Below are 25,348 nucleotides of genomic sequence, written 5' to 3'. Positions count from 1 at the left end.
CATCCGGCGCCCAAAACAAAAAGCCCGGCCAAACGGCCGGGCTTTTGACCTGTTGCGATCGACGCGCGAGACGCTTACGCGGCCTCGTCGGCGACCGTGGCGCCGCCATCGGTCTCGTCGCTATCGCCCTCGGCGTCCGTATCGGCCTCGCCTTCGGCGGCTTCGGACTTGGCGCCGGTGCGGCGCGGGCTCTTGGCGAGCTGGGCCTCGATCTCCTTGACCGCTTCGGTCTCGGTCGAGTGCTGCACCACCGCGATCTCGCGGGAGAGACGGTCGAGCGCGGCTTCATAGAGCTGGCGTTCGCTGTAGGACTGCTCGGGTTGCGACTCGGAGCGATAGAGGTCGCGCACGACTTCCGCGATTGCGACGATGTCGCCCGAATTGATCTTCGCTTCGTATTCCTGGGCGCGGCGCGACCACATGGTGCGCTTGACGCGGGCACGGCCCTTCAGTGTCTCGAGCGCACGCTTCACCAGCGCGGGCTCCGACAGCTTGCGCATGCCGACATTGGCGACCTTAGCGGTCGGCACGCGGAGCGTCATCTTGTCCTTGATGAAGTTGATGACGAACAGCTCGAGCTTCGCGCCGGCGATCTCCTGCTCCTCGATGGCCAGAATCTGGCCGACGCCGTGAGCGGGATAGACGACAAATTCGTTGGCCTTGAAGCCCTGACGCTGGGTCACGACCTTCTTTTCCTCGACCTTCGGCGCAGCAGCCGCGGGCTTCACGGCCGGCTTGGCGACAGCGACAGGAGCCTTGGCAGGAGCAGCCGCAACAGGAGCCTTCGGCGCGGCGGGCTTGGCAGCTTGAGCCTTGGCAGCGGGAGCCTTGGCAACAGCGGGCTTGGCGGCAGGCTTGGCGGCAACAGGCTTGGCAACGGTCGCTTTCGCGGCCGGCTTGGCAGTCTTGTGAGGCATTGCGCTTCTTTTGTTCTTCGAGGACTTTGCAGCCGGCGCCTTCGTCGCGGTCCGACCCTTGGATGCGCTACGGCTGGCCGCGGCGACTTTCTTGGCGTCCTTATGGGAAGCCTTCGCTGAAGTACTCTTTTTACGCGTCTTCTGTGACACAGCCTGCGCGCGGAAACTGCCACGCCCCTGTTCGACATTTGGTTTCACGGGAACCCAACGGGGCCGACGGGGCTAACCAGGGTTCGGCTCAATGTGCCCAATATAGCACATTTCCCGCAAAAATCAATGATTTAGGGGTCTTAAGGGCTGGTTTTCAGCGGTTACGCCGCTAATAGGGTTAAGTTTGACCCGAATTAGTCGCCGGAGCCGGGGTTCGGCGAGAAATACTTGTCGAACTTGCCCTCCATGCCATCGAAATCCTTGGCGTCGGCAGGTGATTCTTTCTTCTGGGTGATGTTCGGCCAGCTCTTGGCATAGTCGGCGTTGACGGTGAGCCACTTTTCCAGGCCCGGTTCCGTGTCCGGCTTGATGGCATCGGCGGGGCATTCCGGCTCGCACACGCCGCAGTCGATGCACTCGTCAGGATGGATGACGAGCATGTTCTCGCCCTCGTAGAAACAATCGACCGGGCAGACCTCGACGCAGTCGGTGTACTTGCACTTGATGCACGCTTCAGTGACGACGTAAGTCATCCAACGCTCCGAAAAGCTCTTTTAAAAGTCGCGGCTTGCGTAGCGCGGATGGCCCGGCGCCGCAAGCTCAGGAACGGCCGATCATGACGGCTTTATGCGCTTGATCGACCAAGAAATGAATTCAAAGCGCAATTAATTGCGCTGAGAATTCGGATGGCCTTCGCTCAGCTCTTCGTAGAGCACACGGGCCGAGGCGGCGTCGCCGCGGCGCTCGTTGAAGGCGATGACTTTCAAGACGCGCACGGTGCGATCGAGCGCAACGGTGAGCACGTCGCCGATCTTGATCGCATGCCCCGGCGATTTCTCGCGTGCGCCGTTGACGCGAACATGGCCGGACTCGACAAGCTCGGCAGCGGAGGTGCGCGCCTTCACCACCCGCGCGTGCCACAGCCATTTGTCGATGCGCTGCCGCTCGGTCGTGACTCTAATCCTTCTGACGCGTTTTCTTCACGCGAACCGCTCCGCACTTCGCTTGAAAACGCTACGCTACTCCTTACGCCCTGACAGCTGCTCCTTCAGCGCAGCGAGCTTCGCGAACGGCGAGTTCGGATCGACCGGACGATCGCGTTCGCGCGGGGTGGCGCTCGATGCGTAGGGGCGCAGCGACGGTCCGCCCTGGCGGTCGCGGCCCTTGTCGCGGTCGCGTCCGCGGTTGTCGCGGCCCTTGTCGCGATCGCCGCCGAACTTGCCCTTGTTGCGATCCTTGTCGCGGTCCTTGTTGCCGCCATTCTTGCCCTCGAAGCGGCGGTTCTTGTCGTCGCGGCCCTCGGGGCGCGGCGCGGCTTCGGCGCCACCTTCGCGCGGCTTGCGGAAGTCTCTGCCACCATCGCGACGATGACCGCCATGGCGATGACGCTCACCGCGCTTCTCGCCGTCGGCGGCCGGCGCAGCTTCGCCTTCGGCAGGCGCGGCGCCTGCTTCAGCAGTCGCCTGCGGACGCGGCTGGTGATGACGCTGGTTGCGATGGCGCTCGTGGCGCGGCTTGCGATCATCGTGACGGCCGGCGGGACGCCAGACCTCGATGAGCTCGGGCTCGGCGGGCGTGGCCGCGGCCTCCACGGGTGCTGCCGCATCGGCCGACGCCGCGGCTTCGGCTGCAGCAGTCTCGGCAGATGCGGTTTCGGCGGGAGCGGCTTCAGCAGGAGCGGCGGCCTCAGCGGAGACTGCAGCTTCTTCCTCCGGTGGCGCGATGCCGGGAGCGTCTTCCGGCGTGACGGAAGCCTCAAGCACCGGCTCATCCTGCGCGGGCTCGTCGTGCTGCTCCATCCCTGGCGCGTCTTCGACGGTCACAGGCTCGGCGGCGGCTTCGATCGCGGTGTCCGCAGGCGCTGCGGCGTCCTCGACCGGCGTTTCGGTTGCGGGCGTCTCTTCGCTGGAGGCGTCAGCAGCAGCCGCGTCAGCAGCAGGCGCCTCGGCAACAGCCGCAACAACCGGCTTCGCCGGCAGCGGCGGACGCTTGTCCATGCGATAGCCGAGCGCGCGCAGCACGGAGGCAAAATCTTCGCCGGCCGAACCGGTGAGCGACGTCATCGCCTGCGTCACGACAAAACTGCGGCCGTCGAATGCACCGGCGGGCTTTTCGCCGGACGCGTTCTCGCGCCAGGCCAGCGCCGGACGGATCAGATCGGCCAGGCGCTCCAGGATGTCGACGCGGACGGCGCGCTCGCCGGCCTGCTTGTAGCCGAGCACGCGATAGGCATCGCGCGGCAGCTGCTTGTCGACCGGGAACGAGGTGCGGCCGGAGCTCGCCAGATGCTGCGCGCCCGACAGCGCGGAGGGATCCACATTGTCCTGCTTCAGCGCCCACAGCAGCGCGGCCAGCGCTCGCCCCGCCGGCTTCAGCAGGCCGGGGAAATAGAGGTGATAGGCGCCGAAGCGGACGCCGTATTTGCGCAAGGTCGCGCGCGAGGGCTGGTCCAGATCCTTCAGCTCGTTGGCGATCTTCGGGCGCTCCAGCACGCCGAGCGCCTCGACGAGCTGATAGGCTATGCCGCGGGCGATGCCGGTGACGTCCTCGGCCTTGCTGAGCTCGAACAGCGGCCCGAGCAGCTTTTCGATATGCGTCTTGAGCCAGAGGTCGAGGCGGGCCTGCACCTTGTCGCGGGGGGCGCCCGTGAGGCGTTCGTCGGAGATGATGCGGATACGCGGATGCAGCGCGTCCTCTGCGGCAGACAGCCGCGCCACGGCATCGCCGGTCCAGCGAATGATGCCTTCCGAGGTCAGCACGAACTGCTCGTCCGGCGCATTGCCCAGTTTTTCGGCGCGCGCGTTGATCTCGCCGGCGAGCACGGCCTGCGCTGCAGCCTGCAACGCTTTCGCATCGGAGCCGGCTTCCGCCGCATCCGGTGCAAAGGTGAAGCCATCGAGACGGCCGATGACATGGCCTTCGACGATGACTTCGCCGGTCTTGCCGATTTCCGTATTCAAGCTCGTGTTCTCCCGCAGGCGGCGCATCAATACACTGGTCCGGCGATCAACGAAACGCTCAGTCAAGCGTTCATGGAGCGCATCCGATAATTTATTTTCGACCTCGCGGGCGATCCCCTGCCAGCGTTCCGGGTCTTTCAGCCAGTCGGGACGGTTGGCGACGAAGGTCCAGGTGCGAATCTGCGCGATCCGGGCCGACAGCGTGTCGATATCGCCGTCGACGCGGTCGGCCTGGTCGATCTGCGTCCTGAACCAGGCGTCGGGGATGCATCCCTTCCGCATCAGAAAGCCGTACAGCGTCGTGACCAGCTCGGCATGGGCGGCCGGCGACAGCTTTCGATAATCCGGGACCTGGCAGGCCTCCCACAGCCGTTCCACGGCGTCCTTGCCATGCGCGACGTCGCGCACCTCGGCGTCGCGGGCGGCGTGGTCGAGCACGCGCATGTCCTCGGCGATCGGCGCGCGCGTCAGCGCCTCGTGGCCCGGGGCCAGGTTCAGCGAGACCTGGAGCGCGCCGAGCGAAGCGAAATCCAGCTTCGAATTGCGCCATTGCAAAACCTTCACGGGATCGAAGGTGTGGTTCTGGAGCGCACTGACGAGCTCGGGCTCGAACGGCGCGCAGCGGCCGGTGGTGCCGAAGGTGCCGTTGCGGGTGGCGCGGCCGGCGCGGCCGGCGATCTGGCCGAATTCGGACGGCGTCAGGCGGCGGAACTGGTAGCCGTCGAACTTGCGGTCGGAGGCAAAGGCGACGTGGTCGACGTCGAGATTGAGGCCCATGCCGACGGCGTCGGTGGCGACGAGATAATCGACCTCGCCGTTCTGGAACATCGCGACCTGCGCATTGCGGGTGCGCGGTGACAGCGAGCCCAGCACCACGGCGGCGCCGCCATGCTGGCGGCGGATCAGCTCGGCGATGGCGTAGACCTCGTCGGCCGAGAAGGCGACGATGGCGGTGCGGCGCGGCTGCCGCGTGATCTTGCGGTCGCCGGCGAATTCCAGCTGCGACAAACGCGGCCGCGTGATCATGGAGACGCCCGGCAGCAGCCGCTCGATGATCGGTCGCATGGTCGCAGCGCCCAGCAGCAGCGTCTCGTCGCGGCCGCGGCGGTTGAGGATGCGGTCGGTGAAGACGTGGCCGCGCTCCAGATCAGACGCGATCTGCACCTCGTCGACGGCGAGGAACGAGACGTCGAGATCCCGCGGCATCGCCTCGACGGTCGAGACCCAGTAGCGCGGCGATTTCGGCTTGATCTTCTCCTCGCCGGTCACAAGCGCGACGGCATCGGGGCCGACCCGCGCGGCGATCTTGTTGTAGACCTCGCGCGCCAGCAGGCGCAGCGGCAGCCCGATCATGCCGGAGGGATGCGCGAGCATCCGCTCGATGGCGAGATGGGTCTTGCCGGTGTTGGTGGGACCAAGCACCGCAGTGACGCCGGCGCCGGGAAGCCGCTCGGAAGCGAAGGGGGAGGAGGAAAAAGGCATCTGGGGGATTAGGTAATGGCGATTGGGGCGAATGTCAGTGCTGTTTTGGGGCTGTGGTGCGAAGCGCCTGGAAGTCACCTGGCTGCGGCTTCTCCGCCGTCATGCCCCGGCTTGCCGCCTTCGCTGAAGCTTCGGCGGGCCGAACACCGGTGTGGGCCTCGGCGTAGCCTTGGCGGAGCCGGGACCGGGGCATCCCGTACGCCGCGGCTTCTCCGCTCAACCACAGACGCCTCGGCGTACTGGATCGCCCGGTCAAGCCGGGCGATGACACCGAGAGTGTGGGAGCATCCTCCCCAGATCCCGCGCAACTGTCTCACTTTGCGACGCTTTTCCCGTTGGCTTTAAGCTTCGGAACGAGTTGAGAACGAATCGCGGCCGAATCGCTGACTCCCCCTTGAGTCCTGTTCCGTTCACGCAAGATGTCGCGGGAGGCTTATGGGCTCGCACTAGATGGAGTTTTGGCCCGCCGCACAAGCGACGTTTCGATGGCGGAATCGTTAAAGCTGGGGACGGCGCGGAGTCGAATCAGAATCGGGGAGGAGTCAAATGGATTCCCGGCCCTGGAGCCCTCCCAAACAAAAAGTGCGAAAACAACCCCATGCACAGTAGGCATGTTGTTGAAATTGCTTGTGTTTATTTTCGGCCAAAAGGTGAGGTCCGTAGCCCGCATGGAGCGGAGCGCAATGCGGGGGCCGAAGCAAAGAACCCCGGATTACGCTGCGCTCCATCCGGGCTACGGCAGCGGGGGCTACGCCAAGCCTACTGCGTCTTCGCGACCTTGGGCGGCTGGGCGCTGGTGATGAAGCTGGTCGCTTCCAGCATGGCCGGCCCGAGCGGGGTCGGCACTTTCAGCCAGAACGGGACCAGGATGCGCGTGCCGGCGATCGGCGCGAACGCGACCTCGATGTTGCGCTGGGCGGCGAGATATTTGATCACCGGGCGGTCGGGGATGTAGCCGGCGATGGGCACGAAATACAGCGAGCAGACCACGACCTGGCCGTGATAGCCCTTCTCCGCCTTGACGTTCTCCATGCGCTTGAAATCGAGCTTGAGCTCGTAGCGCATGCGGCCGTCGAACACGGCGGCGCTACCGTGGCAGGCGTCCGCCGACAGCACGTCGCCGGTGCCGGATACGCGCACCAGCGAGGCCGTCATCGGGTCCCAGACGCCGCGGCGATGGGCGTCGGTGACGACGATGCGGTCGGGATCGACCGGCGGCTCCGGCAGGATGGCAAAATCCTTCACATTGCCCTTGTCGAGCGTGATGCGGATCTCTTCGGTCTTCTTCGAGGTGGTGGTGGAGGCCTGGTAGCCGGTCGCGACCAGCGCGCCGTTGACCACGCGGCCCTGCGAGGCGCCGGTGCCGGACCCGCCCGCGAACGATTTCAAAAGCCCCGAGGTGCCGCCGGAGGCCGCGGCCGCGAACACATCGTCCTGGATGTCGATGTTCCAGGCGCCCTTACCCACGGGAATGCCCGCCAGCGTCGCCTCGTATTGCGCCTCGAGCTTGCCTTGCGCCGCCGCGGGCTCCGCCGCCCACGCCAAGACCAGCCCGAAAAGGGCCGCCATGACCCACCGGCCGGCAGAGCGCGGATGACTTACGCGCGGATTCCTTGCGCGCCGCTCCGCTGAGCGCAGCTCATTTGGGCGCAGCTCATTTGGACGCAGACTTGGCGCAAGATGAGGCGTTGTGAGCACGAAACAATCCAATCGGGGCGCGAACGGTTGTTACTTAAGCCAAAAACCGCGCCAAGCAATGTGTCCGGGCCTGTCCGCGTCCGGAACTCCATTGCACTCTTCGGGCGCGAATACGCCCTTTATGTGATGGTAAGGCGCGATAATCATTGCCGTTTTGGTGATCGGGGCGGGTCAGAAGCGCGCACCTCTCTCCTCCCATTCCCCTGTCATGCCCCGGCTTGACCGGGGTATCCAGTACGCCGCGGCCCCTCTGGTCAGCCGCGCCGTCTCGGCGTACTGGATCGCCCGGTCCCGGCTCCGCCAAGGCTACGCCACACGGGTGCTCGGCCCGCCGAAGCTTCAGCGAAGGCGGCAAGCCGGGCGATGACACCGCTTTATGCCGCTCGAGATCCCGGTTTCGCGCTCTCGCGCGCCCACATTGCGCAAGCGCGCAATGGGGGAACGACGGGCCAAAAACGGCCCGTCGCCTTGACGTCCCGCCGCTTCCCCCCTATACGTCCGCCCGCTCCCTGCAAGGACAGAGAATTTGCCCGTGGCGCCCCGAATGGCGGCCGCACATCGTTGGGAAAGATTGAGGATTTTGCCATGTCTCGCCGCTGCGAATTGACGGCCAAGGGCCCCCAGGTCGGCCACACGGTCAGCCACTCCAACATCAAGACCAAGCGCCGCTTCCTGCCGAACCTGGTCAACGTGACCTTCATCAGCGAAGCGCTGGGCCGCAACGTGCGCCTGCGCGTCTCCACCAACGCCATCAAGAGCGTCGACCACAATGGCGGCCTCGATCCCTTCCTGCTCAAGGCCAAGGCCGCCGTGCTGTCGCCGCGCGCCCTCGAGCTGAAGCGCGCCATCCAGAAGAAGGTCGGCCCGACGCCGGCGCCGGAGAAGAAGGCGAGCTAAGAATTTCGGATTGGGCGAGGGCTTGCGTCGCGAGGCGTAGCTTAGCCGGATCAAGTTTTACGTGACGGCCGGATCGGAAGATCCGGCCGTTTTGTTTTGGAGGTACGAAAGTAGGCTGTTTCGCGCCCCATCCTTTTGGATAAGGTAGAACAAACTACAAGCAAAAGTTGCTAGGCGGGGGCGGGCTACGAGCAGACTGCGACACCACGCAATTGTGTGTTCAGTTATCGGGGGAGCGGCGCTCCTGACCGCGCTCAACACTAGTGCTATTTCGCAAGATCAAAATGCAATCGCACGTCACTGTCTAGCGATTGCAGACGTCAACCAACGTGTTGACTGCTTAGAGACCGGCATCCTTCCGGAAGTCCGATCAACAATCCCCTCACAACAGACGCCGGCGAGTCAGCCCAACCCAAGCTTTGACTGTCGAGTTGTTAAGTCACCCGTGGATCGCGCTATATGCGGCGACGTCACCTTAGCTCAATGGGATGCGTTCATGGGACGCACCTATCAACAAGCGCTGAGAATCTCGAAAGATCGCCAAGCTTTATTAGAGAGCCAGCGAAACTGGCTGACGCAACGAGAAACGACCTGCTCCTCGGTCACGGGCAATTTGACCTGGTCGTGCATTCTGGACGCGACGAGGTCGCGTATCACTGCGATCAACAAATTCGCTACATCTAATCCCGAACAGAGTCCCGCGCCGCAAGCCGCCAATTCTAGTTCACTGGCGCCAACGCAATCGGGTTCGGAGATCGCGACGAAGAAAATCTCAAATAGCCCCGCCGCTAGCTCCTCCGGCTCTCAAAAATCGACAGTCGCCTCCAACGATGATGGATCCTCATTGATCGTCGGCTTCGCTTTCCTTATCGGCGCGTTCCTCGCCGTTAGGATAGTCCGCTACGTTTGGCGGCGTCGACATTTGACCAAGAAATACGGCCCTCAGGAAGCCGCTCGAATAATTGCTCGCGAGGTATGGCAAGGGATGACGGCAGAACAGCTAACCGAATCCCGGGGCCGTCCAGCGGGCATCGGACGTGAGATCATACGAACGCGAACCAAGGAAACGTGGAAGTATGGCCAAACCGGCAAGAACCGATTTCAGAATCGTATCTATTTGGAAGACGGCATTGTGATTGGCTGGAAAGTTTGAACGCCATCGAGCCGATCGCAAGCAAAGCTTATTATTCTTTGGTTGGGGGAGAGACTGAATGGATAGATTCATCGCGCTGACGAACAGTGTATTGCAAATGTTTCTTTCGCTGCCGCCAATAACTCAATGGGCGGTCAGCATGCTGCTCGTCTGCTTGGTGATCGCGCACGTATTCAAATATAATGAGCACACCGTTCACGAAGGCCCCTCGATCTTCACCACGGCGGGCATCTTCTTCACGTTTCTCGGAATTGCGGAGGGCCTTTACCAGTTCGACCCGCAAAAAATCGATGCAAGCATTCCGACGCTGCTTGATGGTCTTAAAACAGCATTCATCGCTTCCGTGGTTGGCGTTGGCGCGGCGCTTACGCTGAAGCTACGGTACGCGATCTTCGGAGTAAGACGTTCAGACCCTACTGGCGGCACCGAAGGCGCTACGGTGGACGACCTCTACGGACAGCTCGTCGGTTTGCAGCGTTCGCTCGTCGGAGAGGGGGAGTCGACTGTCATTTCCCAACTGAAGCTTAGCCGTCAGGACACGAACGATCGGCTCGACGCCCTCGGGAGATCGCAAGCCGCCTTCATGCAACGGCTCGCTGAGAGCAACTCGAAGGCTCTGATCATTGCGCTACAAGAGGTCATCAGGGACTTCAACTCAAAAATTTCCGAGCAGTTTGGAGACAATTTCAAGCAGCTCAACGAAGCCGTCGGAGCGATGCTCGAGTGGCAGGCAAAATACCGAGAACAAGTCAGCGAGATGATCCATCATCAGGGGCTCGCGGCACAGAACATGGTGACAGCCTCATCTCGATACGAGGCGCTCATCTCAAATGCCGAAGACTTCTCCGTAGTTGCCAAGGCTCTTGATAGCCTGCTTACCGGACTTGAGACTCAGCGCGGCCAGATCACCGAGTCTCTCGCGCAGCTCGGCCGTCTTCTCGGCGCGGCCTCTTCAGGTCTGCCTCAAATCGAAACCAAAATAGTTCAGCTCACCGAGCAAGTGACGCAGGGAGTGAAACGAAACCAGGAAGAAATGACAGCCATCTTGCAGGGTGCCAGCACAATACTCCAGTCGTCCGTAGCAGACATTCGCAATGTATTGCTTGAGACAACCCAGACGACGGGCGCACAAATGAACGATCATGTTCGAGCGATGACTAACTCGATCGAAGCGAAAGTCGTTCAACTCGATCAGCAACTCACTTTTGGTGTAAAGCAAAATCAGGATGAAATGACGAAAGTTCTGCGGGAAGCCGCAGGTAGCCTCCAGTCGTCGATTGCTGATATTCGCAACTTGTTGCTGGAAACGACTCAGGCATCCAGGACTCAGATTAACGACCACGTCAGATCCCTGGCCGACAAAACGACCGAGCAGTTTGCCAAGCTAGATGCGGCTCTCGAAACGGAGTTATCGAAATCCATTTCTTCCTTGGGTCGACAGCTGACTGCACTCTCTAAGCAGTTTGTTGACGATTATACACCTCTAACCGATCGGCTACGTGCGGTAGTTCAGATGGGCCGGAGCTAAGATCATGAGCCTAGAAACTCGCAATTCGCGGGCTCGTCCACAAGAGGACCACTGGGTGCCTCTGAGTGACCTCATGACGGGCCTTATGATGATCTTCCTGCTCGTCGCAATTGTATTCATGCTTCAGGTAAAGAAGAACGAAGCGAAGATCGTTGAGGCGCAGACCCGAATTCGTGAGATCGCCACGCACTACACTGATCTTCGGGGGCAGATTTACAAAGAGCTGTCCGAGGAGTTCAGGGACGACTTACCTAAATGGCGCGCCTCAATAAGACCAGACCTTTCGGTGCGTTTCGAGGAGCCAACCGTTCAATTCGATACTGGCGCCGCGACGGTAAAGGACGGGTTCAAGACGGCCCTTAATAGCTTTTTCCCTCGGTACATCAAAATCCTCAGATCGCCAAAATACGTGGATGCAATCGAGGAAGTTCGCATTGAGGGTCACACATCCTCGCTCTGGAAGAACTTAACTCCCGAACCAGCCTACTACGAGAATATGCGACTATCCCAGGAGCGCGCTCGCTCTGTCTTAATGCATGTTTTCGCCATCTCGGCTATCCGCGATGATGAGACGTTACGTTGGATTCTTGCTCGAGTAACGGCCAATGGCTTGTCTTCGGCGAGGCGGCTTCTCACGCCGGAGGGGGCAGAAGATGTCATCGGATCTCAACGGGTTGAGTTCCGGGTTAGAACTGCGGCTGAGGATCAATTGTCAAAGATACTCGGAGCGCTTAATCAGTGAAGCTTCCAAATTTCGATGACAACCCAGAGCTAAACGCATTGCGCAACGCGATGGGAGCCAATCTACGCGATTATACACCGCCAGCGCCTTCGGAGGTTTTGACAACTGAAGAAATTGAACGTCTCGCCGGCGAGGGAATTGAAATCCCCCTTGACGAGGTACGTGTCCTAAACGACGGCACCCACATTTACAAAGGCAGACGCGTTATCGTGTACATTAGGGATGTCGCTGAGTATGGCGGGCGAACATCCATGCCCAAATATCATCTCGCAATGTGCAGCACTCTGAGCATGATGATGGAGGCGGGGCGATTTAAAACTCGATACGTCGTTGCCACCAGAGATGACGGCCTTTTCAGCATCAAACGAATCCGCGGTGACACCGCAATCAAAAGCGACGAAAAATTGAAGATATGCCAGCAATGCCTCGATGAGCTAAACTACAAATCCTTCTCGATGAGACAGAGTGCTCAGCGTCGGCTCGAAGCAGTTCAAGGCTTCTCAATCAAGGCGTTCTTCGATGAATTTGGCAAAAGCTGTGTTTGGGCCATGCCAAAATTTGACGCAATAAACGCTCCCACCAACGTTTACAGCCCACACTTTTACAGAATTGCGAAGGCCTTGAAGGAAAAGCGAGGATACCGGTGCGAACGAACTAACTGCGGAATTGACTTGGCAGGCCCGGGGAATCGGAAGTTCCTGCATGCGCACCATTTAAACGCCGACAAATCGGACAATCATCCGACAAACATCAAGCTACTTTGCATCAGATGTCACGCAAGCGAATTTCAGCATTCTCACGTCAGAGACAACCCTGATTACGGGATCTTCTGCAGGAAATTTCCCAATAGCGAAGCTACGCCACGCTCTCAAAAACCATGAAGAAACCAACGTCGCTAAGCGTCGAGGAAAAGCGCGTGATCAAAGCACTGATCGCAGTCCCCGACGGTCGCTGCTCAATAGTGTTGACATTTGTTAACACTTGCCTTATATTCAGGTCTCCTCATGGCTGATCGGCCGAGGCACCCGCATAAGGAGATTGAGGCCGTCGTCGCGCACGCCGAGTCGATCGGATGGCGGTGGCGCAAGATGGGGCATTGGGGGCGGCTGTTCTGCGCGCATGCCGGACGTGACGGCTGCCAGGTCGGCGTGAACGGTACGCCGAAGAATCCGGAAGACCATGCTCGGCAGGTGATGCGGGCGATCGGCCGGTGCCCGCACGGAAAGGAGGAAGACAAGTGAAGAAGTTCGAGTTCAGCATTATTGCGTCCGGCCTCGATCCTGCGGCGGAGGATTTCGAGCAGCGCTTCTACGATGCCGGCTGCGACGATGCGGCGATCGCCTTCCAGAAGGGCCACATCATCGTCGACTTCACCCGGGAGGCGAAATCAGTCAGCGAGGCCATCGTCACGGCGGTGCAAAACGTGCAGGCCGCCGGCGCCCACGTCGATCGCGTTGAGCCCGACCCGCTCGTCAGCCTCTCCGATATCGCCACCCGAACCGGAATGACGCGTGCGGCGATGACGCAATATTCCAAGGGTCAGCGCGCCAAGGATTTTCCCGCGCCGGTCGCCCGCGTGACGTCCGACAGTCCGCTGTGGGATTGGGCGACGGTCGCAAAATGGCTGTTTCATCACGACAAGCTCAGCCGCGACGAGGCGATCGAAGCGGCCGCCGTGCGAGCGGCCAATGCGGCGATAGGATCACGCACGGCCAAACTCGAAGAGACCTTGAAGGGAAGCCTGAAGGCCTACGAGAAGGAACTCGACCGGGCCGCGTGAGACGCGGGATCGCTGCTTTGCGCGCCCTACCCCCGAAAATCAATGCTCCGCAGCACGATCCCCGGCGGCGTGCCTTCGAACTCCGTCGCCTGATATTTGCGTCCGGTGCAGGCTTCGATGCGCTCGCGCAGGCGCGTGAACTGCTCTTCGCGCTCGCTGGGCCTGGCGCGCGGGCCGCGCTCGAGGTCGTCCATGGCGGAGGTCGAGATCGCGCAGGCGATCTCCTTTGCGCCGTCCTGCATCGAGAACTGGACGATGCCGCGGTCCTGGTCGTGGGCGATGAAGCGGCTGCTGGTGAGCGTCATGGGGTGTTCCTTTTGCGGCCGCGCGTCGTGCCGGGCTTGTGCGCGATGGCGCACGGGGGGAGCCGGTCAGCGAAGCACGCTGTGGCACAAGCGTACAAAACAATGCACTTCGGTGGTTATGGGTCCTGGCTTTCGCCAGGACGACGCCGGAGTTGGCTTACCGTCAGCCGTCGCCGTTGAGTCTTGCGAAATCGTCGAACAGCGCGGCCACCAGCGCGCGGTGGCGGGTGTCCTCGGCGGGCAGGCTCGCGGCATAGAGGTTGAGCAGATGGCGGGCCTTCACGGCGGCCTCGGGCCAGGACGTGGCGGGCACCGACATCATGCGGTTTTCGAGCTCGGCCTCGCGCTCGCGCAGCTCCCTGACCTGGGCCTCGACATCGGCCAGCGCGCGGCGCAGATCGGTTGCCTTCTGGGCGGCCATGCCGCGGTGGCTGTCGAGGTCGACTGGGATGTCAGTCATTACAGGCACTCGCATCGATACGTTGGGCATCCGCCAGGTCGACCGAGCCGATCGACAGCATCTCCGTCGCACCGCGCACGCCTTCGGAGGGCACCGTGATCATGGTGGCGACGCGACGATAGGACGCGAAGGACAGGCCCTCGATCATCTCCTCGTCGGTGACGACCTCATAGGCGCCGGCCGGCAATTCGCGCGCGACACCGCGGATGTGGAATGGATGCTTGAAGGTAATGGTTTCTCGCCGCGAGCGGATGGTCATGCGCGCCTGCCTTTCGCAAAGAAGGGGCCCCAACCGACGCCAGCTGTGGCGGACCATGCGCTTGTTACCCGGCAATAGCCAGCTTTATGTCAGCGCGGGCCGGGACTTAAGCGGCAAGCGCGACACGCGCGCGCGGCGTTTTAGTCCTCGCCATCGGCATGGCGCGGGCGTACGCTCGACCACGTCAGCGCAGCTCACGCAATTGCCGCGCGTCGATGTTGCGCTGCATCTTTCGCGCCTCGTGTGCGCGGCGGCGATCTCTAATGGCTCGGGCGGACGCGTCTCATCGTCATGCCCAGTGACCATTGCAGCGCCGATCTCGCACGCGGACGAACTCGAAACCCAGGAGGAGACGACGTCATGGCCAAGGGACAGCAACGCAGCAACCGCGAAACCAAGAAGCCGAAGAAGGACAAGATCAAGACCAGCGCCGCAGCGCCCAGCCGCAAGGATGCGGCGTGGCAGCCGGAGATCGGTCAGAAGAAGAAGTAGCGGGCGGCGGATAGAGGGCGGGCTCGGCGTATCGCCGAACTCCGTCATGGCCGGGCTTGGCCCGGCCATCCACGTCTTTCGCGCGGAAGCAAGAACGTGGATGCCCGGGACAAGCCCGGGCATGACGAGTTTGTGGCGCGATCACGCGTTCAATCTCACCACCATCTCCTTCTCCGCGCTTTTCCGCTATACTCGCCCGGGTAGCATCAGCGGGAAAGGAGTACCGTGGAGCACGAGCGCAACGCCGAGCATACATCCGAGCCGAAGAATCTCGTCATCTGCTGTGACGGCACCGGCAACGAGATTTCCGAAAACATCTCGAACGTCCTGAAGCTCTATCGCTGCCTGCGCAAGACCGACAAGACGAAGCCGCGGCAGATGGTGTTCTACGATCCCGGGGTCGGCACCGTGACGGAGCCGTCGACGTGGCACCGGCTCAAGGCCAACGTCAATCTGGTGCTGGGGCTCGCCACCGGCTACGGGCTCGATGACAACGTGCTCTCGGCCTATTGCTTTCTGATCGAGCATTACGCGCCGGGCGACAGGATCTATCTGTTCGGCTTCTCGCGCGGCGCCTACACGGTGCGGGTGCTGGCGGGGCTGATCCACAAGATCGGACTGATCTCGCCGGAGCAAGCAAACCTCGCAGGCTCGGGCCTCGTCGCCTACAAGCAGTATTCCGGCACCGGGCGCGGCAACGATGTCGAGGACCTCAAGGACGTCGCGATCGACGAGAGCGGCCCGTTGCCGAAGGACGCGTTCGATCTCGCCGCGCAATTCGCGCGCATCACCTCGACACGCTGGCCAACCATCCACTTCATCGGCGTCTGGGACACGGTGGCGAGCGTGATCGTGCCGCGGCGCGACAACTTCTTCTTCCTGTTCAGCCTGGAGGAGCTCGCCTTCACGCTGCGCAATCCCAGCGTCAACATCTTCCGCCAAGCGATCGCCATCGACGAGCGGCGCTGCATGTTCCGCCTCAAGGCGTATGAGGAGCCGCAGGATTATTGGCGCAACCGCTATGTGCCCGACGAGAAGAAGGAGCCGCAGGACATCCTGCAGGTGTGGTTCGCCGGCGTGCATTGCGACGTCGGCGGCGGCTATCCGGAAGCCGAGAGCGGCGAGTCCAAATATCCGCTGCTCTGGATGATCGAGGAGGCGGCCAAGGCCGGGCTGAACTTCAACCCGCGCACGGTGAACCAGCTCGCCTGGGGCATCCAGCGCAAGAACTCGCCGTTCCAATACGTGTCGCCGGCCTACACCGGAAAGACGGGTGAGCTGCACAATTCGATGACGGCGCTGTGGCGCGTGCTGGAGTATCTGCCGAAGAGCGCGACGTACAAGGAATGGCCGGAGCGGAAGGTGTTTCTGGGGTTCTACATCCCCGATTGCGAACCGCGCCCCATCCCCGAAGGCGCGCATGTGCATGAGAGCGTGGTGAAGCGGATGGCGGTGGAGCCGGACTATCGGCCGGTGAATCTGCCGAAGGATTATGTGACCGTGCCGATGCCCGTGCCGCCGCATGTGGGCATGGCGGCGGAGGCGGGGGAGATCGTGGTGGGGTGAGGTTTGCTTGGCGGTACTGCCGCCCCAAAAAAGGTGTCGTCCCGGCGCAGGCCGGGACCCATAACCACAGGGAGCAGTTTGGCGAAGACTCGTCGCTCGGTACTCCTACTTTCCGCAACCGAGAGATCACGCGGTATGGGTCCCGGCCTTCGCCGGGACGACGGCGAATTTGGAGCGCCCGCCCCACCCCGCTACCGCCGCTTTCTCCATTCACCGACACATTTCATTAAAATTCTCCGCCCCGCCTTAGCCGGATCGCATCAACTCCTCTGCATCATCTCCCAAAACCACCCGCGCCATCCGCGGAAATTGGAGGAGAGTGCCAATGCATCCGCGACGACATGCCCGCGTCAAGCCCGCCGGCCTGGTGTCCCGCCAGGCCAAGATCATCACCGACCCGCGCGCGCCGGTGATCCCCTGCACGCTGATCGACTATTCGCCGGGAGGGGCCTGCGTCGATCTCGGCGGGCAGGTGAAGATTCCCGATCGCTTCGAGCTGCTGCACGTCAACACCAAGAAGCGCTGCCGCGTGGCGTGGAAGCGCGGCACGAAAGTGGGCGTGGTGTTTTAGAGGGAGCGAGACGTCAGCTTAATCACCCTCTCCCCTTGTGGGAGAGGGTGGCTCGCCGCAGAGTGGCGAGACGGATGAGGGGTCTCTCTCCGCGGGTACATCTCTCACAGTTGGATCTGCGGAGAGAGACCCCTCATCCGGCGCCATAGCCGATGCGAAGCATCGGCGTTTTCAAGAACGGTGGCCGAAGGCCGCCTATGCCACCTTCTCCCACAAGGGGAGAAGGAAGAAGCCTACGTCCGCATCCGCGCCTTCGCCCCCGCGACGATCTGCATCGCCACGCCCGCGATCCAGCCGAACAAAGCGAACCAGCTCCAGGCGATATGCGGCTCGAGGCGGAGCACGATGATGGCTACGGAGGCGAGCGCGGTGAACGTGGCGCAGAGCGTGCCGGCGGAGCTCAACAGCTCCGCGGCGTCGATGTCGCCGTGGGCCTCGTCGAAGGGCAGCTGCGGCGTGTCGATGCCGAGATAGAAGCCGACGAAGCCCAGCACCATCATCAGCAGCAGGAAGCCTTCGGTGGTGAGCGCGGGAATTGCAGATCCCACATAAGCGCCGACGAACAACCCGCACGCCGCGCCCGCCATCGCAAGACCCACGCGCTCGATGACGTGGGCAGCTTTCCGGATACGAAACCGCATGGCGGGCCTCCGTGAGGCGTTGAACGCGCGCGAGGTTAGGCCAGATTTGGCGGAGGTGGAAGGTGAGGGGATTTACGGATGCGTGAGGTGGGCGTTGCGTCCCCTCATCGTCGTCCCGGCGAAGGCCGGGACCCATAACCACCGAATTCGGTTTGGCGAAGACAAGCAATGACCTTCTTGCGCTGTCACCGCGGCCTCGGCGTATGGGTCCCGGCCTTCGCCGGGACGACACTGTAAATGTGGCGCGGTCCTCGCGCCACACTCGCCCCCTCACCGCGCCCCGAACGTCGTCTTGCCGAACAGCGCCTTCTGCGTGGAGGGCTGCGAGCGCCAATATTGCGGCGGGGCTTCGACCTCGCCGCCGAGTTCGGCTGCGGCGTGCCAGGCCCAGCGGGGATCGTAGAGCAAGCCGCGGGCGAGCGCGACCATGTCGGCCTTGCCGGAGGCGACGATGTCTTCGGCCTGCTTCGGCTCCGTGATCAAGCCGACGGCGATGGTGGGCAAACCCGTCTCGCGCTTGATGGCTTCTGCAAACTGCACCTGGTAGCCGGGGCCGAGCGCGATCTTCTGCAGCGGCGAAACGCCGCCGGAGGAGGCATCGATCCAGTCGACGCCGCGCGCCTTCAGCGCGTTGGCAAATGCGATGGTCTGCGCCAGGTCCCAGCCGCCCTCGACCCAGTCGGTCGACGACACCCGCATGCCGACCGGCTTGTCGTGCGGAAACACCGCGCGGACCGCGTCGTAGACTTCCAGCGGGAAGCGCATGCGGTTCTCGAGCGAGCCGCCATATTCGTCGGTGCGCTTGTTCGAGATCGGCGACAGGAATTGATGCAGGAGATAGCCGTGCGCGCCGTGCAGCTCGATCGCGTCGATGCCGATCCGATCAGCGCGCTTCGCCGCATCGACGAAGGCCTCGCGGATGCGCTTGAGGCCGGCGGCGTCGAGTGCCAGCGGCGCAGCTTCGCCCTCCTTGTGCGGCAGTGCGGACGGCGCCACGGTCTGCCAGCCGCCCTCGCTCTGCGGGATCAGCTGGCCGCCGTCCCAGGGCCGCGCGCTGCTGGCTTTGCGGCCCGCATGCGCGAGCTGCATCGCCACCGCTGTCGAGGAATGTTTCCGCACCGAGGTGAGGATCTGCTTCAGCGCGGCCTCGGCGGCATCGCTGTAGAGCCCGAGGCAGCCCGGCGTGATGCGGCCGATCGCCTCGACATGGGTCGCCTCGATGCAGAACATCGCCGCGCCCGACAGGCTGAGATTGTTGATGTGGGTGAAGTGCCAGTCGGTGGGGACGCCGTCCTCGGCCGAATATTGGCACATCGGCGACACCACGATGCGGTTCTTCAAATTCAGGCCGCGCAGCTTGATCGGGGAAAACAGGGCGCTCATGCGGGGAGTTCCGGGGATGGAGGCGGGGGATGGGGGGCGCGAGATGGAGAGAGTGTAGTGAGCGATGCGCCGATTGCCAGCCGCGCCGCGGGCATGGCGGCTGGCGGAGGATGCATTGCGGCTATTCCACCAGCGCGAACTGCAGCAGCAGGGTGCGCTGGAGCATCGAGAAATTGTCGTCGGACACCAGCGTCAGCACGGTCTCGCCCTCGGGCGTGAAATGGGCGTCGACGCCTTCCATGTTGTCGATCTCGTGGCCGAGATCGGCCTTGAACAGCACGGGGCCGTCGACCAATGCGCCCGGCGCAATCGATTTCAGGGGAATCGCGCGGATGCGAATATCGACGCCGGTGAACCAGGAGAATTTGCGTTCGAGAATCAGGAGATCGCCCGAGGGCAGCAGCACGGCGTCGCTGATGAGCTGCTGGTCGGTGCGGCGAACGCTGAACTGGCCGGGCGTCGGGCCGCCGAGCAAAAATCCGATCAGATTGCCGTCGGCGTCGAAGCCGCCTTCCGACAGCGCGATCAAGGTCCCCGCGAGCGGCTGCCCCTTGGGGACGAACACCAGCGCCTCGAGACCCTTGTTGTAGGGCAGTTTCCGCAACCCCGGCGGCGTCGGCAGCACCTCGCCGCGGGCGCGAGTGCCGCCCTTTGAAAAATCGAACCGCATGATCTGGTTGACGCGCTCGAGCCCGACATAGACGAGGTCGCCGTCGCGTGCGAGCGCCTCGGTATCGTACCACAGCCGCTTCTCCGTGATCGGCCGCCCCTGCGCATTGAGCACCGGAGCGGCCTCGACGTCGTCGAGACCCGTCATGCTCCGCCCGGAATAACGGATGCGGCCGGTGAACCAGGTGCCCTGGTCGGACATCGCGAGGAAGCGCTCGCCTTTGCTGTCGAGGAAGCGGAAGCCGGACAGGCCGCCGAAACCGCGATGCGGCGAAGTCAGCACCAGGCCGCCGCGATAGTCCAGCGAACCAAAGCGCGTGCGCGCGCGGTCGCGCGGCTCGAAATTTGGGATCGGCCGCGCGTTGACCTCGATGCCGACAGGGGCTGCGACGGCGTGCTCGATGAGCGCCGGCTTCGGCGCGGGCTGCGCCTGCGCCAGGCGAGACAGTGCGAGAGTGGAAAATCCCGCCGCCGCGTGGCCGATAAAGCTGCGGCGGGATCGATGGTTGCTCACGAATGCAGTTTGCGTCGCGGGCGACCGGCCGGCTGCGTCGGCGCGGTATTGGTCTCGCTGAAGAGTTCGGCGAGTTTTTCGGTGATGGCGCCGCCGAGCTCTTCGGCGTCCACGATCGTCACCGCGCGGCGATAATAGCGCGTCACGTCATGGCCGATGCCGATCGCGATCAGCTCGACCGGCGAGCGGGTCTCGATCTCCTCGATGATGTGGCGCAGGTGCCGCTCGAGATAGTTGCCGGGATTGACCGACAGGGTGGAATCGTCGACCGGCGCGCCGTCCGAGATCATCATCAGGATCTTGCGCTGCTCGGGCCGGCCGAGCAGGCGCTTGTGCGCCCAATCCAGCGCCTCGCCGTCGATGTTCTCTTTCAGCAGCCCCTCGCGCATCATCAGGCCGAGATTCTTACGCGCGCGACGCCACGGGGCATCCGCCGACTTGTAGATGATGTGGCGGAGATCGTTGAGGCGGCCGGGACTGGCCGGCTTGCCGGCGGCAAGCCACGCCTCGCGCGATTGCCCGCCCTTCCAGGCGCGCGTGGTGAAGCCGAGAATCTCGACCTTGACGCCGCAACGCTCCAGCGTGCGGGCGAGGATGTCGGCGCAGGTCGCAGCGACCGTGATCGGGCGCCCGCGCATCGAGCCGGAATTGTCGAGCAGCAGCGTCACCACGGTGTCGCGGAACGTCGCCTCCTTCTCGTGCATGAAGGACAGCGGGTGATAGGGATCGGTCACCACGCGCGACAGCCGCGCGGGGTCCAGAATGCCCTCTTCGAGATCGAACTCCCAGGCGCGGTTCTGCTGCGCCATCAAGCGCCGCTGGAGGCGGTTGGCGAGCCGGGCGACGATGCCCTGCAGATGCGCGAGCTGCTTGTCGAGATAGGCGCGCAGGCGCTCCAGCTCGTCATGGTCGCAGAGATCCTCGGCGGCGATGACCTCGTCGAACTTCGGCGCGAAGGCGTGATATTCCGGCCCGCGCGGCTCGTTCTTGCCGTGCGAATTCGGCCGCGTCGCCTCGCCCGGCGTCTCGTCGTCGCCGAGCTCGCCGTCGTCGAAGGTGTCGGAGGTCGAAGCCTGCGCGCTTTCCATCGCGCTCTCGCTCATCTCCTCGCTCGATGCCTGGGCCTGGTCGGCGCTCATCTCCTGCGCGGCGTCGGAATCGGGCGAGCCCTCGGCGCCGGACTGATCGTTGTCGCCGTCCTGGTTCTCGTCGTTCTCGTCATTGTCTTCGCTGTCGGCGCTGCGCTCGTCGCCGATCTCGAGCGCCGTCAGGAGATCATGCACGGCATCGCCGAACCTGGTCTGGTCCTCGACCACGGTGTCGAGCCGGTCGAGGCGCCTGCCGATCTTGTCTTCGAGGATGGGACGCCAGAGATCGACCATCTTCTTGGCGGCCGCCGGCGGCGCCATGCCGGTCAGGCGTTCGCGCACCAGCATCGCCAGCGCGTCGGCGAGCGGCGCGTCGGCGCGATCGGTGATCTCGTCGAACTTGCCGCGATGGAAATGGTCGTCGAGCATCGCGGTGAGGTTTTTCGCAACGCCCGCCATGCGCCGCGCGCCGATCGCCTCGACACGGGCCTGCTCCACCGCCTCGAACACGCCGCGCGCCTGCGGATTGCCCGGCATCAGCTTGCGATGCAGTTTTGGATCGTGACAGGCGAGCTTGAGCGCGATCGAATCGGCATGGCCGCGCACGATCGCGGCATCACGCCTGGTCATCTTTCGCGCGGGCTCGGGCAGCCGCGCCTTGCCCGGTGCGAGCCCGGGGCGCTCGGCGGCGAAGCTGACATCGAGCTCGGGCGCCTTGGCGATCGCCTTCAGGCAGGAGGCCACCGAGCGCTTGAACGGCTCGGTCGGAGCTTCCTTGGTGTTGCGGAATTTGGAGTTGGAGGTGGTGCTCATCTCGATCTCACCGTCGTCCTGGCGAAGGCCAGGACCCATAACCACCGCATGCAGTTATTGAGCACACTGACGGCCCCGATCTTCGCAACAACCACGCCCCGTGGTTATGGGTCCCGGATCTGCGCTTCCTCCAGACGGCGCTTCGCGCCGCCAGGAGTTCGCTTGTCCGGGACGACATCTCAAACCTCAGCTGAGCGCCACGTTCACCGCCGATTCCGGCAGCTCCGCGTTGAAGCAGCGCTGGTAGAACTCGGCGACGAGGGGACGTTCGAGCTCGTCGCACTTGTTGAGGAAGGTGACCCGGAACGCAAATCCGATGTCGCCGAAGATGTCGGCGTTCTCGGCCCAGGTGATCACCGTGCGCGGGCTCATCACCGTCGACAGATCGCCATTGGCGAAGGCGTTGCGGGTGAGATCGGCGAGGCGAACCATCTTGTTGACGATGTCGCGGCCCTCCGTGGTGCGATAGTGCTTGGCCTTGGCCAGCACGATCTCCACTTCCTCGTCATGGCTGAGATAGTTCAGCGTGGTGACGATCGACCAGCGGTCCATCTGGCCCTGGTTGATCTGCTGGGTACCATGATAGAGGCCCGAGGTGTCGCCGAGGCCGACGGTGTTGGCGGTCGAGAACATGCGGAATGCCGGATGCGGCTTGATCACCTTGTTCTGGTCGAGCAGCGTCAGGCGGCCGGAGACTTCCAGCACGCGCTGGATCACGAACATCACGTCCGGACGGCCGGCGTCGTATTCATCGAACACCAGCGCGACATTATGCTGGAGCGCCCAGGGCAGGATGCCGTCGCGGAATTCGGTGACCTGCTTGCCGTCGCGGACCACGATCGAGTCCTTGCCGACGAGGTCGATACGGCTGATGTGGCTGTCGAGGTTGACGCGCACGCAGGGCCAGTTCAGCCGCGCGGCGACCTGCTCGATATGGGTGGATTTGCCGGTGCCGTGATAGCCCGTGACCATGACGCGGCGGTTGTGGGCGAAGCCGGCCAGAATGGCGAGCGTGGTGGCGCGATCGAAGCGGTAATCGGAATCGACTTCGGGGACGTGAGGATCGACTTCGGAATAAGCGGGGACTTCGAGATCGCTGTCGATCCCGAACACCTGGCGCACCGACACCTTCATGTCGGGCAAACCGGAAACTTCCTCAACTTTGGACATCGCGGCGGTCGTCATCAATCCTCCGAGGTCCCGGGCGATCCCGAGACCAGTTATTGCACGTTGGCTGCGGCTGGGTGCTGTTGCGAACCTATCAGAGACAACGTGCGGGCAGAAGCCCGCCCCCCAATCAAAGTTCCGTTGTCTTTTCATTTAGATAGGCAAGGAACGCGATTTTTGGAAGGCTGCCCTGCGAATCACGCCTGAATTTCGTGCGGAAGGCACGTCCTGCCCACGCGGGTGGCACTTTTACCGCCGCTCGTTACTTATGTAGGGTCCGAATGCAGGGTCCGAACCCCGAGACCCAATCCCACCATAGAGACGATGTGACGTCCTTTCTCGATCCCCTCATTTCATTCGTCTCGGCCCATGCGTGGCTGGCCTATCTGACCCTGTTCCTGGCGGCCCTGCTGGAGGCGGTTCCAGTGGTGGGGTCGGTGATCCCCGGCTCGACCATCATCCTGGCGCTGAGCGCCCTGATCCCGGGCGGCGAGCTCAGGCTGCAATGGGTGTTGCTGGCGGCGGCGCTCGGCGCAGTGCTCGGCGACGGTTCGGCTTACTGGATCGGGCACCGGCAGCAACGGGAGATCCTCAACACCTGGCCGCTGACCAATTATCCGCGCGTGGTCGAACAGAGCGAGACTTTCTTCCACCGCTTCGGCACCTGGGCGGTGTTCTTCGCCCGCTTCGTGCCGCCGATCCGTGCCTTCGTCCCGGTCACGGCGGGCGCGCTGGGCATGCCCCCGGCCCGCTTCTACGCCATCAACATCCCGGCGATCCTGGTCTGGGCACCGGCGCATGTGCTGCCGGGTGTTTTGGCGGTGTCGGCCCTGCACGAATATGCCGGGCTGCCGCATCACGGGCATATCGGCAAGCACATCTGGATTCTGACTGTGGCTGCAGCGGCGATTTTGCTGGGCGTAGCGGCGTGGGTCTACCGCCGGCGGCACGGCGGCGCTGTCGCCGCGGCGAAGCCGCAGATCTAGCGCCAGCGTCGCGACCTTCTTTCAAGGCGTATTGAGAAGTACCCACAGCCGCGAGATTCTACCATTTTCGACTTCAGCCACGTCGGCCCCTGTCACGGTGGTCGGGCCGTGCTCGGGCCCGGCGTGCCAGGCTAGATGGCCCAAGCCGTGATGCCCGACAGCCGCGCCATCGGGCACGAACCTGAAAGTCGGCCCGAACTGCTTCAAAAGATCTCCCGCGATCCTCGATATTTCTGCCCGCCCGCGGACGATATTCGTCGGCTCGTACATGACGGGCTCATCGACGAACAACTCGGCTATGGCCGCTCGCCGCTTGTCCTCGTCGCGCTCGTTGAACACGCGCTCCAGATTTGAACGAAGCAGATGGTCGAATTCGATATTGCCGGTTGTCATGTCGCAGCCTTTCTTCACATCATTCGTCGGCGAATATCCGCGACGGATCATCAATCGAACTTGACCAGGTTCAACGCGGGAAGCGGGCCACCCGGAAACTGGGTCAACCTTCCGCCGATCGCGAGCGAGCCAAGATCGATGCCGAAGAATCCGAGTTGTTCGATCAGCGCGCCGATGGCGGTCTTAGCTCCGGCATCATCTCCCGAGTAGAACAGCACGCGCTTGCCCCCATCGGTGGTCGGGTCAGCTGCGAGGAGTTCTGACAGCAGATGATTGAATGCCTTCACTACCCGCGCTCCGGGCACCAGATCGGCGAAGACCTCCGACGAGGCGCGACCACCGAGTTCAGCCGGCTTGAATAGCGGCGCCTCGATCGGATTGTTGGCATCAACCACGATGCGGCCGCCGAACGGCGGCAGGCCCGCAAGCGCGGCAGGCAGCTTCGACCAGTTGACCGCGACGAACACGATATCCTTGGCGGCCGCCTCCTCGCGAGTGCCGGCGGTCACGAGCCGACCGATGTCGGCCACAGCCGTCGTCAAGCTCTCCGGACCGCGGCTGTTAGACAAGGTCGTGGCGATGCCCTTACGCGCGAACGCCCGGGCGATGGCGCGGCCGATATTGCCCGCGCCGATAATGCCGATGGTGGACATGGAAGTTGCTCCCGAGATGTATGGAGATCAGATCGACTGATCAGTGACCTCAAAATGGCGCAACCATTCCCTCTTGATTAG

Annotated in this window: 26 protein-coding genes; 11 read left to right on the top strand and 15 right to left on the bottom strand. The window is 63.1% G+C overall.

Annotation, left to right across the window (positions count from 1 at the left end):
- Positions 1 to 74 precede the first annotated feature (74 nt).
- The 5 genes from GWG67_RS29080 to GWG67_RS29060 form a co-directional block, all read right to left on the bottom strand.
- Positions 75 to 917 carry a CarD family transcriptional regulator gene (locus tag GWG67_RS29080; RefSeq protein WP_275172753.1) on the bottom strand — a complete coding sequence of 281 codons (843 nt, stop codon included), beginning with the start codon at positions 915 to 917 and terminating at the stop codon, positions 75 to 77.
- A gap of 344 nt (positions 918 to 1,261) precedes the next feature.
- Entirely contained in the window at positions 1,262 to 1,600 is a 339-nt protein-coding gene (gene fdxA, locus GWG67_RS29075; RefSeq protein ID WP_275172752.1) for a ferredoxin FdxA, read from the bottom strand.
- A gap of 132 nt (positions 1,601 to 1,732) precedes the next feature.
- Positions 1,733 to 2,002: an RNA-binding S4 domain-containing protein gene (locus GWG67_RS29070; RefSeq protein ID WP_081747864.1), complete on the bottom strand. Its 270-nt coding sequence runs from the start codon at positions 2,000 to 2,002 to the stop codon at positions 1,733 to 1,735.
- A gap of 84 nt (positions 2,003 to 2,086) precedes the next feature.
- Complete coding sequence (locus GWG67_RS29065) at positions 2,087 to 5,509, bottom strand: helicase-related protein (RefSeq protein ID WP_275172751.1); 3,423 nt, start codon at positions 5,507 to 5,509, stop codon at positions 2,087 to 2,089.
- A gap of 759 nt (positions 5,510 to 6,268) precedes the next feature.
- Positions 6,269 to 7,078, bottom strand: coding sequence for a DUF3108 domain-containing protein (locus tag GWG67_RS29060; RefSeq protein ID WP_027515177.1), 810 nt, complete (start codon positions 7,076 to 7,078; stop codon positions 6,269 to 6,271).
- A 714-nt stretch (positions 7,079 to 7,792) separates the two neighbouring features.
- Here GWG67_RS29060 and rpmB point away from each other — a divergent pair.
- The 7 genes from rpmB (at position 7,793) to GWG67_RS29025 (ending at position 13,307) form a co-directional block, all read left to right on the top strand.
- Entirely contained in the window at positions 7,793 to 8,104 is a 312-nt protein-coding gene (gene rpmB / locus GWG67_RS29055; RefSeq protein ID WP_026232426.1) for a 50S ribosomal protein L28, read from the top strand.
- 214 nt (positions 8,105 to 8,318) lie between these two features.
- Entirely contained in the window at positions 8,319 to 9,257 is a 939-nt protein-coding gene (locus tag GWG67_RS29050; RefSeq protein WP_275172750.1) for a lysozyme inhibitor LprI family protein, read from the top strand.
- Positions 9,258 to 9,315: 58 nt separating this feature from the next.
- On the top strand, positions 9,316 to 10,785 hold the full coding sequence (locus GWG67_RS29045) for a hypothetical protein (protein WP_275172749.1): 1,470 nt from the start codon (positions 9,316 to 9,318) through the stop codon (positions 10,783 to 10,785).
- Positions 10,786 to 10,858: 73 nt separating this feature from the next.
- Positions 10,859 to 11,527, top strand: coding sequence for an OmpA family protein (locus GWG67_RS29040; protein WP_275172748.1), 669 nt, complete (start codon positions 10,859 to 10,861; stop codon positions 11,525 to 11,527).
- Positions 11,524 to 12,408 carry an HNH endonuclease signature motif containing protein gene (locus GWG67_RS29035; RefSeq protein ID WP_275172747.1) on the top strand — a complete coding sequence of 295 codons (885 nt, stop codon included), beginning with the start codon at positions 11,524 to 11,526 and terminating at the stop codon, positions 12,406 to 12,408. The genes GWG67_RS29040 and GWG67_RS29035 overlap by 4 nt, the downstream gene beginning before the upstream one ends.
- Positions 12,409 to 12,531: 123 nt before the next feature.
- On the top strand, positions 12,532 to 12,768 hold the full coding sequence (locus GWG67_RS29030; protein ID WP_275172746.1) for a hypothetical protein: 237 nt from the start codon (positions 12,532 to 12,534) through the stop codon (positions 12,766 to 12,768).
- Positions 12,765 to 13,307, top strand: coding sequence for a hypothetical protein (locus GWG67_RS29025; RefSeq protein WP_275172745.1), 543 nt, complete (start codon positions 12,765 to 12,767; stop codon positions 13,305 to 13,307). Before GWG67_RS29030 ends, GWG67_RS29025 begins: the two co-directional genes overlap by 4 nt.
- A gap of 26 nt (positions 13,308 to 13,333) precedes the next feature.
- Here GWG67_RS29025 and GWG67_RS29020 read toward each other — a convergent pair whose 3' ends face one another.
- The 3 genes from GWG67_RS29020 to GWG67_RS29010 all read right to left on the bottom strand — a co-directional run bounded on the left by GWG67_RS29020 (position 13,334) and on the right by GWG67_RS29010 (position 14,331).
- Positions 13,334 to 13,612: a DUF1488 family protein gene (locus GWG67_RS29020; RefSeq protein WP_018452941.1), complete on the bottom strand. Its 279-nt coding sequence runs from the start codon at positions 13,610 to 13,612 to the stop codon at positions 13,334 to 13,336.
- 163 nt (positions 13,613 to 13,775) lie between these two features.
- Positions 13,776 to 14,072, bottom strand: a complete 297-nt coding sequence (locus GWG67_RS29015; RefSeq protein WP_007599252.1) for a hypothetical protein — start codon at positions 14,070 to 14,072, stop codon at positions 13,776 to 13,778.
- Positions 14,065 to 14,331 (bottom strand): hypothetical protein, encoded by a 267-nt coding sequence (locus GWG67_RS29010; RefSeq protein WP_275172744.1) that lies wholly within the window; start codon positions 14,329 to 14,331, stop codon positions 14,065 to 14,067. The genes GWG67_RS29015 and GWG67_RS29010 overlap by 8 nt, the downstream gene beginning before the upstream one ends.
- 360 nt (positions 14,332 to 14,691) lie before the next feature.
- Here GWG67_RS29010 and GWG67_RS29005 point away from each other — a divergent pair, with 360 nt between their 5' ends.
- From GWG67_RS29005 to GWG67_RS28995, 3 genes are all read left to right on the top strand, one after another.
- Complete coding sequence (locus GWG67_RS29005; protein WP_007599247.1) at positions 14,692 to 14,823, top strand: hypothetical protein; 132 nt, start codon at positions 14,692 to 14,694, stop codon at positions 14,821 to 14,823.
- A gap of 225 nt (positions 14,824 to 15,048) precedes the next feature.
- Entirely contained in the window at positions 15,049 to 16,389 is a 1,341-nt protein-coding gene (locus GWG67_RS29000; RefSeq protein WP_275172743.1) for a DUF2235 domain-containing protein, read from the top strand.
- Between the two features lie 325 nt (positions 16,390 to 16,714).
- Positions 16,715 to 16,960: a PilZ domain-containing protein gene (locus GWG67_RS28995; protein ID WP_007599245.1), complete on the top strand. Its 246-nt coding sequence runs from the start codon at positions 16,715 to 16,717 to the stop codon at positions 16,958 to 16,960.
- A gap of 233 nt (positions 16,961 to 17,193) precedes the next feature.
- On the opposite strand, the gene GWG67_RS28990 is transcribed toward GWG67_RS28995, so the two are convergent.
- The 5 genes from GWG67_RS28990 to cobS all read right to left on the bottom strand — a co-directional run bounded on the left by GWG67_RS28990 (position 17,194) and on the right by cobS (position 23,253).
- Entirely contained in the window at positions 17,194 to 17,601 is a 408-nt protein-coding gene (locus GWG67_RS28990; RefSeq protein ID WP_275172742.1) for a hypothetical protein, read from the bottom strand.
- Positions 17,602 to 17,871: 270 nt separating this feature from the next.
- Entirely contained in the window at positions 17,872 to 18,984 is a 1,113-nt protein-coding gene (locus GWG67_RS28985) for an NADH:flavin oxidoreductase/NADH oxidase (protein ID WP_275172741.1), read from the bottom strand.
- A 121-nt stretch (positions 18,985 to 19,105) separates the two neighbouring features.
- On the bottom strand, positions 19,106 to 20,167 hold the full coding sequence (locus tag GWG67_RS28980; RefSeq protein ID WP_275172740.1) for an esterase-like activity of phytase family protein: 1,062 nt from the start codon (positions 20,165 to 20,167) through the stop codon (positions 19,106 to 19,108).
- Positions 20,164 to 22,068, bottom strand: coding sequence for a cobaltochelatase subunit CobT (gene cobT, locus GWG67_RS28975; RefSeq protein WP_275172739.1), 1,905 nt, complete (start codon positions 22,066 to 22,068; stop codon positions 20,164 to 20,166). The genes GWG67_RS28980 and cobT overlap by 4 nt, the downstream gene beginning before the upstream one ends.
- 186 nt (positions 22,069 to 22,254) lie before the next feature.
- Positions 22,255 to 23,253 (bottom strand): cobaltochelatase subunit CobS, encoded by a 999-nt coding sequence (gene cobS, locus GWG67_RS28970; RefSeq protein ID WP_275172738.1) that lies wholly within the window; start codon positions 23,251 to 23,253, stop codon positions 22,255 to 22,257.
- Positions 23,254 to 23,561: 308 nt separating this feature from the next.
- Here cobS and GWG67_RS28965 point away from each other — a divergent pair, with 308 nt between their 5' ends.
- A complete protein-coding gene (locus GWG67_RS28965) occupies positions 23,562 to 24,221 on the top strand; it encodes a DedA family protein (RefSeq protein ID WP_275172737.1) in 660 nt (219 codons plus the stop codon).
- A gap of 21 nt (positions 24,222 to 24,242) precedes the next feature.
- Here GWG67_RS28965 and GWG67_RS28960 read toward each other — a convergent pair whose 3' ends face one another.
- Together GWG67_RS28960 and GWG67_RS28955 are read right to left on the bottom strand one after the other, a co-directional pair.
- A complete protein-coding gene (locus GWG67_RS28960) occupies positions 24,243 to 24,665 on the bottom strand; it encodes a nuclear transport factor 2 family protein (protein ID WP_342761062.1) in 423 nt (140 codons plus the stop codon).
- Positions 24,665 to 25,267, bottom strand: coding sequence for an NADPH-dependent F420 reductase (locus GWG67_RS28955; RefSeq protein WP_275172736.1), 603 nt, complete (start codon positions 25,265 to 25,267; stop codon positions 24,665 to 24,667). The genes GWG67_RS28960 and GWG67_RS28955 overlap by 1 nt, the downstream gene beginning before the upstream one ends.
- Positions 25,268 to 25,348 lie beyond the last annotated feature (81 nt).

The sequence above is a fragment of the Bradyrhizobium sp. CSS354 genome, from assembly GCF_029051725.1.
Taxonomy (GTDB): Bacteria; Pseudomonadota; Alphaproteobacteria; order Rhizobiales; family Xanthobacteraceae; genus Bradyrhizobium.
Note: the sequence above shows the minus strand (reverse complement) of the source record. Positions and strands in the feature narration are given on the sequence as shown.